Here is a 14,941-nt window from a genome sequence, read left to right as displayed (position 1 = left end):
TCAATGACTTATCATTTTATTCTTCAAAATCAAAGCCATACAAGGTTGCAAAATAGTCCTCAGGGCGCTCTGCACGGCGGATTTGGCGGGCTTTACCTTCTTCGGTATAGAGGATTTCCGCAGAACGAAGTTTGGCGTTGTACTGGTAGCCCATTGAAAAACCGTGAGCACCTGTATCATGAATGACCAGCAAATCACCGATTTCTGTATGAGGAAGTTCGCGATTCACTGCAAATTTATCATTGTTTTCACAGAGTGAACCGACCACATCTACCACTTCAGCTGGTCCATCTGGATGGGTCACGTTAGTAATATGGTGGTAGGCACCGTACATAGCTGGACGCATGAGATTGACTGCTGATGCATCCACACCTAGATAGGTACGGTAGGTTTCCTTCTTATGAGTCACTCTTGTAACGAGAGCTCCATGAGGGGCTAACATAAAGCGACCCAATTCTGTGAAAATCTTGACATCACCAAGACCTGCTGGTGTAAGGACTTCTTCATACACCTTACGAACTCCCTCACCAATCAAGGCAATATCATTTGGTTCCTGATCAGGACGATAGTTAACACCAATACCACCAGAAAGATTGATAAATTCTAGCGAAATACCCAACTTTTCCTTGATTTCAACAGCCAATTCAAAAAGCTGACGAGCCAACTCTGGATAATAGAGATGGGTCACGGTATTGGACGCTAGGAAGGAGTGAATCCCAAAAGTCTTAGCTCCTTTTTCCTTCAAGATGGCAAAGGCTTCAAATAGTTGGTCCTTGGTCATGCCAAACTTGGCTGCTCCAGGATTGTCCATAATGTCTGTCCCTAGTTCAAAAACACCGCCAGGATTATAACGACAAGAGATAATTTCTGGAATGCCTGCTGCACGCTCCAGATGTTCAATATCTTCAAAAGCATCCAAGTTAATGGTCGCACCTAATTCACGCGCATAGGCATATTCCTTGTCTGGCGTGTTGTTAGAAGAGAACATAATCTCAGACCCTGGAAAGTCCAGTTTGTGACTCATCAAGAGCTCTACATAACTAGAGCAGTCCACACCGCAACCTTCCTCTTGGAGGATTTTCAAGATAGCTGGTGTTGGAGTTGCCTTAACTGCAAAATATTCCTTAAAGCCCTTGTTCCAAGAAAAGGCTTGGTTGACAGCTCTTGCCTTCTCACGAATCCCCTTCTCATCATACAAGTGAAAGGGAGTCGGGAACTCGGCAACAATCGCTTCTAACTCTTCTCTATTGATAAATGGTGTTTTCATAAGCTTCCTTCTATTCTATTTGCAAAGAAAGGCTGGGACAATCGTTCCAACCTTTAGTTCTATCTCTTATTTATCTTCGTCAAAGATATTGCCAACCTCAACATCAATGGCTTGGTTCTTGACATCAATATTGGTTACTTTCAGGAGTGACTTGTAATCAAATTGCTTTTCACGTTCTTCTTGGGCATTGTCCGCAAAGACGGCTACACCAGCTAGTTCAGAATCAAACTCACGCAAGAGACTGATCATCCCGTTGACCGTTCCGCCACCTTTCAAGAAGTCATCCACAATCAAGACACGGCTGCCTGCCTTAAGACTGCGTTTTGAAAGGAACATTTTCTCAATGCGGTCACCACTTGAACCGGATACATAGTTGACGCTAACCGTTGAACCTTCGGTAATTTTCAGGTCACGGCGTACAATGACAAAAGGAACATTGAGGACATTGGCAACTGCATTTGCAAGTGGCACACCCTTGGTCGCTACTGTCATAACCGCATCAATTTTTTGGTCCATAAAGCTCTTGGCAATAATGCGACCAATATTTTTCAAGATAGCTGGTGTGCTAAGCAAATCAGACAGGTAGATATAGCCACCTGGCAAGATGCGGTCACTTTCTGACAGCTTGGCACGCAAGTCCTCAACCATTTCCTTGGCATCATGGCTTGAGATTGATGGTGTAAAAATGACACCACCACCAGCACCAGTTACTGTCTGGATATGACCGATTTCAATTTCCTCAAAGGCGCGTTTGATAATCACGATATCTTCTGAGATGGATGATTTAGCAGATTCATACTTTTCAGCAAAAGTATTGAGACTAGTTAGTTTATAAGGATGATTAATCAAATAGTTGGAAATGACAACCATCCGATCACTTCTTCTTAATTTCATTTCTATTTCCTATTCCATTTTTATTCAAAAAATCAAAAAGCAAACTAGAAAGCTGGTCGCTGGTGGTTCAAAACACTGTTTTGAGATTGTCGATAGAACTGACAAATCCTGTAATATACATGTATATATACATACAACAAGGCGATGCTACCCTAGTTTGAAGAGATTTTTGAAGAGTATTCATTTTTGTCTTTTACTTATTATACCATATTCACATAAAAAAACGAACATTCTTATCCTAAAAAATGCTCATTTTTCTTAAATTATTAATCTAAATCTGGTTTATAGAAGGAACGATTGTCCATAGCGAAAATTTTATTGGTCATCTCTCCTTTATCCACCAAAGCCAGAGCTGTTGACATCATCATCATGCTTGCATCCAGATTGTCAATCATATGGATAATCTCTGCTTCCATAATACGTGGACGGACTGGACTTCCATACTCAAGTAAGCCGTGGTGACTGAGGATAACGTGACGAAGCAAAACGACTTCTTCCTTGGTATCATCGATGCCGAGCTCCATCACTGTCTTGGTAATTTCACTATCAATCAGAGCGATATGTCCAAGAAGATTGCCTCGCACTGTATACTCAGTCTGGTCTGGCCCCGTCAACTCAATGACCTTAGCCAAGTCATGCAGCATAATCCCTGCATAGAGCAGGTTCTTATTGAGCTGAGGATAGACTTCGCTAATAGCATCTGCCAAACGCACCATGGTCGCCGTATGATAAGCCAAACCTGTTTCAAAGGCATGGTGGTTGGTCTTGGCAGCTGGATAGGAGTAAAATTCCTTATCATACTTGGTGTAGAGATTTCGGACAATTCGTTGCCAGACAGGATTTTCAATTTTGAAAATCATTTGCGACATGTAGTCACGAATTTCCTTGACATCAACTGGCGACTTGACCTTGAAATCAGCTGGGTCATTGGGTTCGCCAGCTTGAGGCAGGCGTAGGGTGATTTGATTGACCTGTGGAGTGTTGTTATAAACTTCTCGGCGCCCTTTCATGTGGACAACCTTACCTGCAGTAAAGACCTCAACGTTATGAGGTTGGGCATCCCAGAGCTTCCCATCAATCTCGCCACTATCATCTTGGAAGGTAAAGGCTAGGTAGTTTTTCCCAGCTCGAGTTTGCCTCAGGTCAGCTGACTTGATTAGGTAAAAGCCTTCAAATAGCTCATCTTTTTTCATGTGACTAATCTTCATATTCTTCCTCATTTTCTTGGAAATGGAGTAGATCAAGCGCAGGCTCACCTTCTGATAACTCAATGTGACGGAGCGTCCGCTCGATAGCTGTGGTACGACGGTTTAATAATTCATCAATATTGCCAGAGGCGTGTTGGAGATGCTTTTGTGCCTTGACCAGAATACCACCAAACTTGCCAAACTCAGTCTTGACACTGGCAAGGGTCTTACTGATATGGTCGGCACTCTTTTGGATATTAAGAGTCTTGAAACCAACTGATAGGGAATTGAGCAGGGCTGATAGGGTACTTGGACCTGCGACAATAATCTGCTCCTCCCGTCTCAAATCATCAAAGAAGACCGGATTGCGGACGATTTCTGAGTAGAGACCTTCTGTCGGAACAAACAAAACTCCAAAATTGGTCGTCCGAGGCGGTGCTATGTACTTGCTCCTGATATCCTTGGCAAAGCGCTTGACGCTGGCTAGGAGTGACTTACGACAGCGTTCGATCTCGTCCTTGTCACCTGCTTCATAGGCTTCTTCCAAGCGGTAATAATCTGCCAGTGGAAACTTGGAGTCAATTGGCAGATAGACGTATTCTTGGTCGCCTTGTCCGGGTAACTTGATGGCATACTCCACTCGTTCACTGGAGTTTTCAACTGTTGCGTATTCTCGTTCGTACTGGGCAGGGGTCATGATGTCCTCTATGATTTGTCCCAGTTGCAATTCTCCCAGAATCCCTCGCGTTTTGGTTCCAGAGAGAACCTTGTTGAGGGCGCCGACATCGCGGGCAACTGTCTGCATTTCTCCAAGGCCACGATTGACCGACTCCAGTTGTTTGGAAACTGTCTCAAAGGAGGCCTGCAAGCGTGTCTGCAAGGTCTTTTCCAACTTTTCCTCGACTGTCTGGCGCATTTGTTCCAAACGTTGCTCATTTGATTCCTGCAAGGCTTGAAGGCGTTGGTCGGTCTTGTCTCTGGTTTGGAGGAGATTCTCTGTCATTTCTTGACGGACTTGCGTCAGACCTTGGTGCAATTCGATTCGCACTTCTTGCAAACGGTCACTGACAGCCACTTCCAAATCTTTTTGATCTAACTGGCTGGCTTGTCTGGCTTGTTCAAAGCGGTAATCCAACTGGTCTGACAAGTGATCTGCCTGATCCTCCAAGCTCTTGGCTAGATGTTTTTCCTGTTTATCCTGCCTCTGCCAAATCATAAAGAGACCAGCTAGGTTGGCAATTAATAATAGAACAAGTAAACTTTCCATCTTACCTCCTGTCCTTGCTATGCAGCACGACCACATAACCATCTGGGCAAGTCACCGACACTTCCCTATCTATATATTCGTTAGAAGCGTACACTTTTTTAAAGAAAAAATTGTCCTCTGTCAACTCATACTTGGCTCCAAAAATGGTCAGCTGGCTATCCCGAACTGGCATAAAGGCTAAATAGTCGTAGTCTGAACGAGGTTCTAGCTGACTGGTCCCTTCTGGACAATAGGCAATCAAATTTTGCCCGTCCTCAATCACTATCTGACGCATATAGGGAGCCAACTTAGGATTGCTAGGTAGAAAGACGTTAGCCAGCATATGGTCAATACGACCACCCAAAGCACCGAAAATAGTGACCTCAGCCTGAGGATTTTGCTCAAAGATGGTTAAGAGAGCCAATTCCAAATCTGTATCATCTTTTTCTGGTCGGGCTTGAACAAAATACTGGGCACGTTTTTGAATCACCTGTCGCTCTTCTGCAGTGACAGAATCAAAATCTCCAACTGCTAGAGTAAGAGGCAAGTCTTCCTCCAAGACCCAGAGCGAGCCTCGATCCACACCGACAAAACTATCAAAGTCCGTCCGATAATGACCGCGGTCTCCTCCTGCAAAAACGGCAACCCTAGTCCAGTTGTTTTCTGAGAGTTTGTACTCGCTCATTGACATCTCCCTTAAAGACATAGGAACCTGCTACAAAAACGGTCGCACCAGCTTCTTTAGCTTGAGCAATAGTTTGGTCATCAATCCCACCATCCACTTCAATCTCAAATTTCAAACCTTTTTCCTCACGAAGTGCAACCAACTCACGGACCTTATCCATTGTTTCTGGCAGAAAGGCTTGACCACCAAATCCAGGGTTAACTGTCATGACTAGGACTTGGTCAACTAGATGAAGCACATGCTTAATCGCTTCAACTGGTGTACCAGGATTGATAACGACTGAAGGCTTGACACCGAGTGAACGAATCTTTTGGAGGGCACCATGAATATGAGGCGTTGCTTCCACATGGATACTGATGATATCCGCACCTGCACGCGCAAAATCCTCTAAATGATGCTCAGGATTGGACACCATCAAGTGGCAATCGAAAACCATCTTGCTATGAGGGCGAAGAGCTTCGACCACACCTGCACCAAAACTGATTTGTGGCACAAAGTGCCCATCCATGATATCGATATGGGCATATTCTGCACCAGTTGCTTCTAGGCGTTTGATTTCACGTTCAAAGTTGGCATAATCTGCTGCCAGAATTGACGGAGCAATCTTGTATTGAGACATAGGTTTCTCCTTATTTTGGAATTTTTTTGCTGACTTTTTTATAGGTTTCTCTGCGATTTTCAATTTCGCTAAGGAATTGCAGGTAGTTGTCAAAACGGAAGGACGCAATGGTACCCTCTTCTACAGCTGGCTTGACAGCACAAGACGGCTCATGGGTATGGGTACAAGTGCGGAATTTGCAGTCTCGACTGACAGTAGCAATCTCTGGAAAGGCCTGATTGAGGTCTTCCGCCGTTGATACTTCATAATCCAAGGATGAAAATCCTGGTGTATCCGCGATTTTGCCCCCATTAAGGTTGTAAAAACTAACAGCTCGAGTAGTGTGGCGCCCACGACCCAGACTGTCTGAGATTTCTCCTGTTTCAAGATTGAGATCTGGTGCGATTTTATTGAGAAGGGTTGACTTACCAACACCTGTCTGCCCCATAAAGACTGTAACCTTGCCTGTTAACAAAGGCAAAAGTTCTTCTTTACTGGTCACAAATTCATAGCCGATGTCACCATAGGTTTGTTGGTAAAAATCCAATTCTGACCTATCTTCCAACAAATCCATTTTGGAAATATAGACGATGGGATGGATGCCCTTGTGTTCCAAAAGAACCAAGAACCGATCCAGCAAATTGCTGTTGAAGTCCGGTTCCTTGACGGACATGATTACTACAGCTTGGTCGATGTTGACAATGGGCGGACGAACCAGACTATTTTTTCGTTCATGAATCTTAAGGATATATCCCTCAGAGTTCTCCTCCGCAGAGAAATCTACCAAATCCCCAACGTAGGGAGTATGCCCTTTTTTACGGAAATTCCCACGCGCCCGTGTTTGATAAACCTGACCATCACTTTCCACATAGTAGAACCCAGCCAAGGCTTTAATGATTTGTCCCTGCATCTTAGAGTCCTTGCCCTTTAAGTGCATCTGCTAGACTGGCAAACTCTTCCAAGCTGAGAGCTTCCCCACGCACACTTGGTGACAAGCCTGATTGGTCCAAAGCCTTAGTCAGCTTGTCCTTGACTTCTTCAGTCTTGCCAAAGTAACCTGTCAAGTTATTCCACAAGGTCTTGCGGCGATGAGTAAAACTAGCCTTGGAAACCTTAAAGAAGAAGTTCTCGTCTTCAACTGCTACGGCTGGCTCTGAACGACGCACCATTTTCAAGATGGCTGAATCCACATTTGGCGCTGGCACAAAGACCGTACGAGGCACGATAAAGGCAACCTTGGCTGTCATGTAATACTGCACGGCGATAGACAAGCTACCATAAGCCTTGGTATTCGGCTGGGCTGAAATGCGGTCCGCCACTTCTTTCTGCATCATGACCACAAACTCACTAAAAGGAATGCCACTTTCGATCAAGTGCATGAGAATAGGCGTTGTGATGTAGTAAGGCAAATTAGCCACTACCTTGATTGGCAGGTCAGGATTTTTGAAATTCTGGATATGTTGCGCCAAGTCAACCTTGAGAATGTCCTCGTTGACCACGGTCACATTATCAAAATCACGCAAGGTATCTGCCAAAATCGGCACCAAACGGTGGTCAATCTCAAAGGCCATGACCTCTGCTGCACGCTCAGCCAGAAACTCCGTCAAGGCACCAATCCCTGGCCCAATTTCGATAACATTAACCTGGTCATCAATTTCAGCCGTATCCACGATTTTTTGAAGAATATTGGTATCCGTCAAGAAATTTTGCCCAAAGGACTTTTTAAAAGTAAAACCGTGACGCTCCAGCACTGCCTTGGTCACGCTATAATCTGCAATTCTCATCTATTCTCTTTTCTATTATCTGTTACTACTATTGTAACACATTCCCCTTGTATTTTGGGGGTGAAAATCATACCAAAAAACTATCTTTCCTCATGAAGAAAGATAGTCTTGGAAATCTTTAAAGGGGGACTTAGCGCTTCTCGCGAAACATACGTTCGAAAAAATCAGCTTCTTGATAACTTCGATTTTCGGGTAGGGTCAAATCTACATCCTCCTCCACATTATCCACTGTCAGTTCAACCGTTTGAGGTAAATTTTTCAAACGATAATGCTTTTGCCTTTGCCCTTCAATGCTAGCAAAATCAAGCAAATAGCCATTCACTCGGATTTGAACCAAAAGGAGATGATTGGTCATATTTTCCATGATGAGAATATCTTCTAAACCACCTCTGACACTAGGATAATCAGGTACCCTGCGAATACGGATTTTTTCACACATGAGCAAGTTCCCTCATATCAATGATTTCATCGGCCTTATTCCAGACTAGGGGATTATGGGTCGCAATGATGATCATTCGATTTTCATCTTTCAAGCCTACCAAGAGATTCATAACTTCCTCTGAATTTTCAGGATCAAGAGCTGCTGTTGGTTCATCTGCCAAAATCAAGGGTGGATTTTTCAAAATAGTCTTCGCAAGAGCAACTCGTTGGGCCTCTCCCCCAGATAAAGTATAAATTTTTTGTTCCAAATCCAAATATCCTAGATTAACCTTTTCTAAAGCCTCCACTTGCCTTTCCAAACGTTCTACTTTTGAGATTTTCTGACCAACAAAGCCCAAATCCAAATTCTCTTTGATTGATTGGTTTTCTAAGAGGCCAAAATTTTGAAAGAGATAGCCCATCTGGTCTCGAAAATACTCACGAGTGGGAATGGTTTTTAAATCTTTCCCCTGATAGAGAACCCTTCCTCCATCTATCTTTTCTAGTTTGCCTAGGATATTCAGCAGCGTCGTCTTTCCGCTTCCACTCTTTCCGATTAAGGCATAGACCTTGCCCTTCTCCAGCTTGAGATTCAAACCAGAGAAAATCGCGCGGTCATTAAATTTCTTTTCCAATCCTTGAATATCAATCATCTTATTTTCCTTTCAATACTGCCATGCTACCAGCTTCTTCTTTTTTATCCTGCCTTACTAAAATCAAGAGGGCGTTAAGAGTAAATAAAGCTACAACTAGAGCGCTAATCAAGCTATCTCTTGTCAAAATACTAGATAGGACTAAGCCAAGCAAGAGAACTCCTCCTTGCGCCAGTAAATACTTGCCATGAAGCTCATAGATTGTCATACCAGCAAGACGTTTAATCATAAGCTCCCGTCTGAACTGCTCAAAATAGAGAAGATTCATGGAATCAAATAACAAGATAGCCGTAGACAGGGTCAAAATCGTCCCAATAAGGAGAGAGTAAAACTCCACCCGTTTGTCATTTAGTACCTTTGCAAAAAATAGCTGGCTTTTTACCAAGTAAGAGACCTTGTGATACAGACCTTGCTCTTTTAGAGCGGTAATGCTGTCTCCATATCGATCTAGCTTCAAGGCACTATTAGCCGTAGTTCCCCACAACATCCCTGCAACAGGTCTTGTTCCAGTCGCTTGCGGCGTTAGAATTACAATAATCGGATCTTTTAGGTACTGGCGTGTCGTCTTGTACCCATCATTATAGAGGAAACGTTCCTGTCCTGTTTCTGTAAAAGCTAGCGTTACCTGTGGAAGGTAGTGTTTCTGACTCGTCGCCTCTACACTTTCAGATGAAAATCTTTGCAGGTAATCTGTAAACAATCCTTGGTAGTAGGCAGACTGCTCTCGCAAGCTCTCAGGCAAAATCAGCCCAAACTCTCCCTCAGACAAGTTTTGCATCTTATCCATAAACTCTGAAGAAACGGTAATCTTTTCTTCTATCAGATAGCGCGGTGAGACATAGATAACATTCCCTGACGGTGTGTAGTCATTGAGACGATTGCCATCTAGGTCCACCTCTGCTCCATCTGAGAAATTGTCAACATTGCTCATGATATAAAAAGAGTCTGTATTAGCTAACCGTTCTTCAGTAAATGTCTGCCACTCACGATTATCCTTACGCATTCCTTCTTCATCTGCAAATGCACTAGACCAACCAAAGGATAGACGGTAACGATCTGAGGACTGACTCCATTTATCGCTAGCTCTCTCCATTTCCTGCATTTCACGGTAGTGGGGTAGGAGAGCAGTCGCACTCGAGCCGACCACCAGCACGGCCAAGAGTTGCCCCACCATCATCAATGTCATCATACGTTTGAGAGGGAGTTTCCCTTTCAATAGATCCACCAGACTATTTTCCTGTAAACCGAGTAGATACACGACACTTAGTAAGGTAGAAATCCCTGCCAAGGTCAAGCCATAAAGTAGAAGAGCAATGATGACCAGTTGCACCGTTGCCATAAACAAGACACTTTGATACCAGAGAATCCCCAATCCCAAAAGACTGGATACTAGCACCGAGAAGATAAGCTGTCTCACATCTTCTAACACTGGTCTAAGAGCCACCCCAAACAAGCTCTCACCAGCGATTAAGCGAATCCCTGCCTGACGAAGAGACTTGATCCGATAAATCAGGGTCAAACTCATAAAGGTCAGCAGAAAAATAGCTAAACTCAGTAGCCCCATTGGGGTAGCAGCCAAGAGGACGACCATCGAAAATGCCTCCGTTCTATTCGAGACAACACCATTATAACCAAGTTCTTGCAGGGCGGTCTGTAAGCTCACTCCATCCAAACTTCCTGACACAATCAAGTAAGAACCTAATAAATCACTCGTTTCTGCACTCTCCTTGGAGGAAATGGTCAGACCTTCTGGAAGCTCTCCCTGACCGTAAGTGGCATAGGTAAAGCGTGTTTCTCCAGCTTCATTTGGCTCAACAATCCGACGGGCGATGAGACTATTATGCTCTACCGCCAAGTGACTCAAAGCCTCTGTCACCTCTTCGCGACTAGCTACTGGTTGATTTATCATCATTCCTGTCACATCAACAGAGAGATAGTTACCAAATAAAATCTCTTCTTGATGGTCAACGGAAGTTATCGCCATATAAAGCGATACCAATACCATTGAAATCAAAATAAATAAACGTTTCATCATTTCCTCCAAAAAGTTACTTGGTCACTTAGTGAGAAGGTGACCACAGTCACTGCAATGTTAAGAAGTTTATTAAGTTCTTTCTACTAGCAACATCTTTAAATATATTATATCCGTTTTTTCAAGAACTATCAAGGACATCAATGTCCTTAAAATCTAACTATTTCATATTATTTTTGGCTCATATCTAAAAAACAGCTCTAAAGACGAACTTTAGAGCTGTTTTGATGCAAGAACAAGGACATTTTTGTCATTGCTTCACTATGTTTATAAATATTTTTTTACATCCTCTTGCCATTGTTTTTCTAACATAGTAACTAAATAAGAATTTTCTATTATATCAGCAAATAGCTTCGATTTCTGATAGAACTGTTCGGCAGATACATAATCATTGTTTATTATTAGAGATAATTTCCACTCCAACATCAATATAATTGGTTTCTTCTGGAAATCTTGTGTTTTTTCCATTATATGATTAAGGCTAAAGATATAAGATTCTAGTGAATCATAAGACGACAAATTATCCAAACAGGCTAGACCCGAAAACAAAGTGTTACTTAAAGCAAACAGATATTCTGGTGCAATTAATTCTACATGATTTGTCAAACGAACTAAAAACGAATGAATTCTGTTAATTTCTTCAATCTGATTTTGACCTTGTTTTATCTTTGTAAGCACTATAGCAAAATATAAGTTGATAACTTCTAATTCATTTATCAAAAACAATTCCTTATTATAAATTGTTTTAAAATAATCGTCCAGTACGGTTTCCCCGTATTCTGGTCGTCCGCTTCGAATAACATCTATCGTTGCTCTAGTAGCTTCAAACCATATTTTTTCCTCATTAGGAAGTTGCTCATAAAATAAATCCTCTATCTCTTCCAAACACGCTTCTTTCTTATCGTATTCCTCTTCTTTACCATAGATTGGTTCACGTAAAATCTGGTATTTCAATTCTAAATAAGCAGGAGGAAGAGCTGAAAAATCCGGCATAAGGCTATAAGTTGGAACTCCTAGCCGGCGAGCAATATAGTCTAACTTGGGCAAACTCGGTTGCGAAGCTCCACTTTCAATTCGCGACAGTTGACGAACTGTCAGTTCTTGCTCATCTCCACAAAAATCTGGACGACTAATTCCTTTTTCTATCCGAATCTCTTTAATTTTTTGACCAATTAACATCAGACGCCTCCTCTTCTACCTGCTTCGAAAAATACTGTGAAACTTAAAAAATTGTAACGGCTACATCTTTCCTACTCATAAGATTTCATGGCTTCTTCCACTTCTGCCAAGGTGACCCCGAACAACTCTAGGCGTTTGAGGAGTTGCTTACCGTTGGAATAACCGATTCGGAGAGCCTCTCCTAGATATTCTCGTCGCTTACGGCTATCTGCTCCTGCTAGAAAACCAAGGCGAATCAAGTCGCTACGACTGATGTCAAACTGGCTCTCATATTCAAATTGTTCCGTCACCTGAGCTAGAGCCGTTTTCAGATCTTCATAGCTGGCATGTTCTATTCCCAGAGAACGCCCCTTGGTTTTGGACTTAGGAACAGCTTCATCTCGTTTGAGAAAGGCATGCTGAACTGTTGGAATGGCCGTCATAATCATGCGACGAATCCGCTCCCCATTAAAATCTGGGTCTGTAAAGACAATGACTCCATGGCGTTGGTGTAGACGCTGAATCCGCTCTAGATCCTGCTCATTGATGGCAGAACCTCGTGTCTCATAGGTCTCTACATCGAAATAGCGTTTGAGATTGGCCGTATCATCGCGACCTTCAACTACGATGACTTGGGAAATTTTCATTTTTTTCTTCGACGACATATTTTTTCCCACTCACTTTGAACACTACTGTCCATAAATTTTAATTGCGGGGCACTACCCTCAACTCTAGAATCCAATAAATCAAAAATATATCTAAGTTTTTGAGAAAAATTCAAAGACATCCCTACTAAAAATTCATTCCCTAGGCTATCTCTAACCATTAGATATTTATCAAATGTTGTGTTAACGCCTTCCAGTGAATCTTCAAACGATACGACACACGGAATGTTTAAAGTCGATCCATCAATTTTTGAAATAATTTTTTCAAATATAATTTCCATCATTTTAGATTGTTGTTCTATACCAATATAATCCTGTCCGTATAATCTAAAATCATATTTTCCAGTTTCATAATTTTTACGGGAAATTTCAATTGAACTGCCATCCGCTACTCCCGTTACGTTTAAGAGTGTCCAAATATCTATTTTTTTAACAATCAAACCTGTTTTTCTATAGCATTCCGAATACATGTCAAGATTGATTTTTGTTTTATTACCTCCAACAACCCAGTCTTGTTTTCCTTCATTCGAAATAATAATCAAATATTTCTTATCTTTAGTTACATTTGGGTTACATATAATATAATCTAATGTATCTAACCAAAAAATTGCATCCGAATAATGTCTAGGTACTGATTTACCTCCTAAAAAAATTGTTCGGTTAGATTTTCCATCAATATCTTCATATCCTGGAGAAATGTTTGAATTATAACGTTCATTTATTACCTCAGTATATCTACTCAAGATATCATCAGTGTAGTCAAAACCTAATTTTACTCCATCTAAAAATTCCTCAATAATTCTTTTTATTGTATCAACGCTTGTAGTCGAATTCTCCCAATCAACTTCTTCTAATAGCTTATTTTTCTCATCTACTAATTTATTATTTATAGCCTTCAACTCTTCTGTATATTTATCAATTCTTTCAAAGTAATCCTCTTTAAAATTTGAGATTTGATCATACATAGTTTTCATACTATCATCTTTTTTGTATTTTTCAATATCATTAAAAAGAGAATTATTTATAATATTTTTTATTCTTATATCTATTAATTCATTTGCTCCTCTAATATCTGCAATTAATTTCTCTGTTCTTTTTACTTGTTCCTTCCGTTTATTTATAATGTTTAATTCATTTTCTAAGTATTCAATTTGTGTTACATATGGAATATAGACATCATTTTTTATTATATTGAACGAATCTACTATTTTATCGCCCAAAAGATGATCTTTCAGAGGAAAGAGTAAACAATTATTATCAATTACAAAAAATGATTTTTTAATCATCTCATTTGTAAAATCTTTATTATATTCTTTAATAAAATTAACCATTATATTTTCTCCTTTAATACTTAATTCCAAAAATTCGTTCTGCATTTGCAGTTATTACCGCCGCTAGCTCTTCTGTCGTCATGCCACGCAAATCCGCGATAAAATCTACTACATAGCGAGTATAGGCTGTTTTATTTTCACGACCACGCTTGGGTACAGGTGCTAAGTAAGGCGCATCTGTTTCCACCAACATCTTGTCCAAAGGTAACTCTTTAGCTGCTTCTTGGATGTCAGTTGCTTTCTTAAAAGTCACCACTCCTGAGAAGGAAATGGTCATACCAAGATCCACAAACTTCTCTGCCCATTCAAGAGACCCTGAGAAAGAATGCATAATGCCACCTCGAGGGCCAACTCCCTCGCTCTTGATAATCTCATAGGTATCTTCCAGCGCATCACGGGTATGGACAACAAAAGGCAAATCCAAGTCCTTAGATAGCTGAATCTGACGGCGAAAAACCTGCTCCTGCACCTCTTTCGGCGCTGTCATCCAATGATAATCCAAACCAATCTCACCCAAGGCAACCACCTTAGGATGCTTGAGCTTGTCAAGCAAGTAGGCTTCAATCTCCTCTGTATAAGTACCAGCTTCTGTCGGATGCCAACCAATAGTTGCATAGAGTTGGTCATACTCATCTACCAACTCCAAGGCACGCTCAATCGTTGGTTTATCAAAACCAACAATATTCATCTGTGTCACACCCATCTCATCAGCCAAGGCAATTTCTTCTGCCTCACGACCTGCAAATTCTTCTACATTCAAGTGTGTATGTGTATCAAAAATCATCTCTTCTAACCTCGTTTTCTATCTTCTATTATACCAAAAAAGAGGAGGGGCACCCAATTTTTCGGTTTCCCTCCTCTCTTCAATAGAGAGCTATTCTGCTAGCTTTTCTATCCGATATTGCCCATCTCCTGTCTCACAGTTAGAGACAGAAGAGATTGGCTATATTGATAGAACATCCCTATTCATCTAATACTCTTCGAAAATCAAATTCAAACCGTGTCAACGTCGCCTTGCCGT

The 14,941-nt window shown here is 41.5% G+C and carries 15 protein-coding genes; all 15 read right to left on the bottom strand.

The features are described from left to right. Positions 1-16 precede the first annotated feature (16 nt). The gene (locus tag HT730_RS04885; RefSeq protein ID WP_173306979.1) at positions 17-1,267 is read right to left on the bottom strand and encodes a diaminopimelate decarboxylase; all 1,251 of its coding nucleotides are present in this window, start codon (positions 1,265-1,267) and stop codon (positions 17-19) included. Positions 1,268-1,333: 66 nt separating this feature from the next. After that, on the bottom strand, positions 1,334-2,161 hold the full coding sequence (purR, locus tag HT730_RS04880) for a pur operon repressor (RefSeq protein ID WP_001825276.1): 828 nt from the start codon (positions 2,159-2,161) through the stop codon (positions 1,334-1,336). 266 nt (positions 2,162-2,427) lie between these two features. Beyond that, positions 2,428-3,369 carry a 3'-5' exoribonuclease YhaM family protein gene (locus HT730_RS04875; protein WP_173306978.1) on the bottom strand — a complete coding sequence of 314 codons (942 nt, stop codon included), beginning with the start codon at positions 3,367-3,369 and terminating at the stop codon, positions 2,428-2,430. Further along, on the bottom strand, positions 3,359-4,615 hold the full coding sequence (locus HT730_RS04870; protein WP_173306977.1) for a DNA recombination protein RmuC: 1,257 nt from the start codon (positions 4,613-4,615) through the stop codon (positions 3,359-3,361). Before HT730_RS04870 ends, HT730_RS04875 begins: the two co-directional genes overlap by 11 nt. Position 4,616: 1 nt before the next feature. After that, on the bottom strand, positions 4,617-5,279 hold the full coding sequence (locus HT730_RS04865; RefSeq protein ID WP_173306976.1) for a thiamine diphosphokinase: 663 nt from the start codon (positions 5,277-5,279) through the stop codon (positions 4,617-4,619). Then, positions 5,242-5,898 (bottom strand): ribulose-phosphate 3-epimerase, encoded by a 657-nt coding sequence (gene rpe / locus HT730_RS04860; RefSeq protein WP_173306975.1) that lies wholly within the window; start codon positions 5,896-5,898, stop codon positions 5,242-5,244. Before rpe ends, HT730_RS04865 begins: the two co-directional genes overlap by 38 nt. 10 nt (positions 5,899-5,908) lie before the next feature. After that, positions 5,909-6,787 (bottom strand): ribosome small subunit-dependent GTPase A, encoded by an 879-nt coding sequence (gene rsgA, locus HT730_RS04855; protein ID WP_173306974.1) that lies wholly within the window; start codon positions 6,785-6,787, stop codon positions 5,909-5,911. A 1-nt stretch (position 6,788) separates the two neighbouring features. Further along, the gene (gene rsmA / locus HT730_RS04850; protein ID WP_173306973.1) at positions 6,789-7,661 is read right to left on the bottom strand and encodes a 16S rRNA (adenine(1518)-N(6)/adenine(1519)-N(6))-dimethyltransferase RsmA; all 873 of its coding nucleotides are present in this window, start codon (positions 7,659-7,661) and stop codon (positions 6,789-6,791) included. A gap of 130 nt (positions 7,662-7,791) precedes the next feature. Continuing rightward, a complete protein-coding gene (locus tag HT730_RS04845; RefSeq protein ID WP_173306972.1) occupies positions 7,792-8,100 on the bottom strand; it encodes a hypothetical protein in 309 nt (102 codons plus the stop codon). After that, on the bottom strand, positions 8,093-8,734 hold the full coding sequence (locus HT730_RS04840; RefSeq protein ID WP_000565529.1) for an ABC transporter ATP-binding protein: 642 nt from the start codon (positions 8,732-8,734) through the stop codon (positions 8,093-8,095). Before HT730_RS04840 ends, HT730_RS04845 begins: the two co-directional genes overlap by 8 nt. Before the next feature lies 1 nt (position 8,735). Further along, entirely contained in the window at positions 8,736-10,766 is a 2,031-nt protein-coding gene (locus tag HT730_RS04835; RefSeq protein ID WP_173306971.1) for a bacteriocin-associated integral membrane family protein, read from the bottom strand. Positions 10,767-11,033: 267 nt separating this feature from the next. Then, positions 11,034-11,945 carry an XRE family transcriptional regulator gene (locus HT730_RS04830; RefSeq protein WP_173306970.1) on the bottom strand — a complete coding sequence of 304 codons (912 nt, stop codon included), beginning with the start codon at positions 11,943-11,945 and terminating at the stop codon, positions 11,034-11,036. A 71-nt stretch (positions 11,946-12,016) separates the two neighbouring features. Continuing rightward, positions 12,017-12,571: a ribonuclease M5 gene (gene rnmV, locus HT730_RS04825; RefSeq protein ID WP_240151462.1), complete on the bottom strand. Its 555-nt coding sequence runs from the start codon at positions 12,569-12,571 to the stop codon at positions 12,017-12,019. Continuing rightward, complete coding sequence (locus HT730_RS04820; RefSeq protein ID WP_173306968.1) at positions 12,568-13,920, bottom strand: PIN-like domain-containing protein; 1,353 nt, start codon at positions 13,918-13,920, stop codon at positions 12,568-12,570. The genes rnmV and HT730_RS04820 overlap by 4 nt, the downstream gene beginning before the upstream one ends. Before the next feature lie 13 nt (positions 13,921-13,933). Beyond that, the gene (locus tag HT730_RS04815; RefSeq protein ID WP_173306967.1) at positions 13,934-14,704 is read right to left on the bottom strand and encodes a TatD family hydrolase; all 771 of its coding nucleotides are present in this window, start codon (positions 14,702-14,704) and stop codon (positions 13,934-13,936) included. Positions 14,705-14,941 lie beyond the last annotated feature (237 nt).

Source organism: Streptococcus sp. k-628 (genome assembly GCF_013277475.1).
Taxonomy (GTDB): Bacteria; Bacillota; Bacilli; order Lactobacillales; family Streptococcaceae; genus Streptococcus.
Note: the sequence above shows the minus strand (reverse complement) of the source record. Positions and strands in the feature narration are given on the sequence as shown.

Coding starts and splice junctions, on each gene's coding strand:
- HT730_RS04885 (WP_173306979.1), bottom strand. CDS start 1,267: ATGAAAACACCATTTATCAATAGAGAAGAGTTAGAAGCGATTGTTGCC.
- purR (WP_001825276.1), bottom strand. CDS start 2,161: ATGAAATTAAGAAGAAGTGATCGGATGGTTGTCATTTCCAACTATTTG.
- HT730_RS04875 (WP_173306978.1), bottom strand. CDS start 3,369: ATGAAGATTAGTCACATGAAAAAAGATGAGCTATTTGAAGGCTTTTAC.
- HT730_RS04870 (WP_173306977.1), bottom strand. CDS start 4,615: ATGGAAAGTTTACTTGTTCTATTATTAATTGCCAACCTAGCTGGTCTC.
- HT730_RS04865 (WP_173306976.1), bottom strand. CDS start 5,279: ATGAGCGAGTACAAACTCTCAGAAAACAACTGGACTAGGGTTGCCGTT.
- rpe (WP_173306975.1), bottom strand. CDS start 5,898: ATGTCTCAATACAAGATTGCTCCGTCAATTCTGGCAGCAGATTATGCC.
- rsgA (WP_173306974.1), bottom strand. CDS start 6,787: ATGCAGGGACAAATCATTAAAGCCTTGGCTGGGTTCTACTATGTGGAA.
- rsmA (WP_173306973.1), bottom strand. CDS start 7,661: ATGAGAATTGCAGATTATAGCGTGACCAAGGCAGTGCTGGAGCGTCAC.
- HT730_RS04845 (WP_173306972.1), bottom strand. CDS start 8,100: ATGTGTGAAAAAATCCGTATTCGCAGGGTACCTGATTATCCTAGTGTC.
- HT730_RS04840 (WP_000565529.1), bottom strand. CDS start 8,734: ATGATTGATATTCAAGGATTGGAAAAGAAATTTAATGACCGCGCGATT.
- HT730_RS04835 (WP_173306971.1), bottom strand. CDS start 10,766: ATGAAACGTTTATTTATTTTGATTTCAATGGTATTGGTATCGCTTTAT.
- HT730_RS04830 (WP_173306970.1), bottom strand. CDS start 11,945: ATGTTAATTGGTCAAAAAATTAAAGAGATTCGGATAGAAAAAGGAATT.
- rnmV (WP_240151462.1), bottom strand. CDS start 12,571: ATGAAAATTTCCCAAGTCATCGTAGTTGAAGGTCGCGATGATACGGCC.
- HT730_RS04820 (WP_173306968.1), bottom strand. CDS start 13,920: ATGGTTAATTTTATTAAAGAATATAATAAAGATTTTACAAATGAGATG.
- HT730_RS04815 (WP_173306967.1), bottom strand. CDS start 14,704: ATGATTTTTGATACACATACACACTTGAATGTAGAAGAATTTGCAGGT.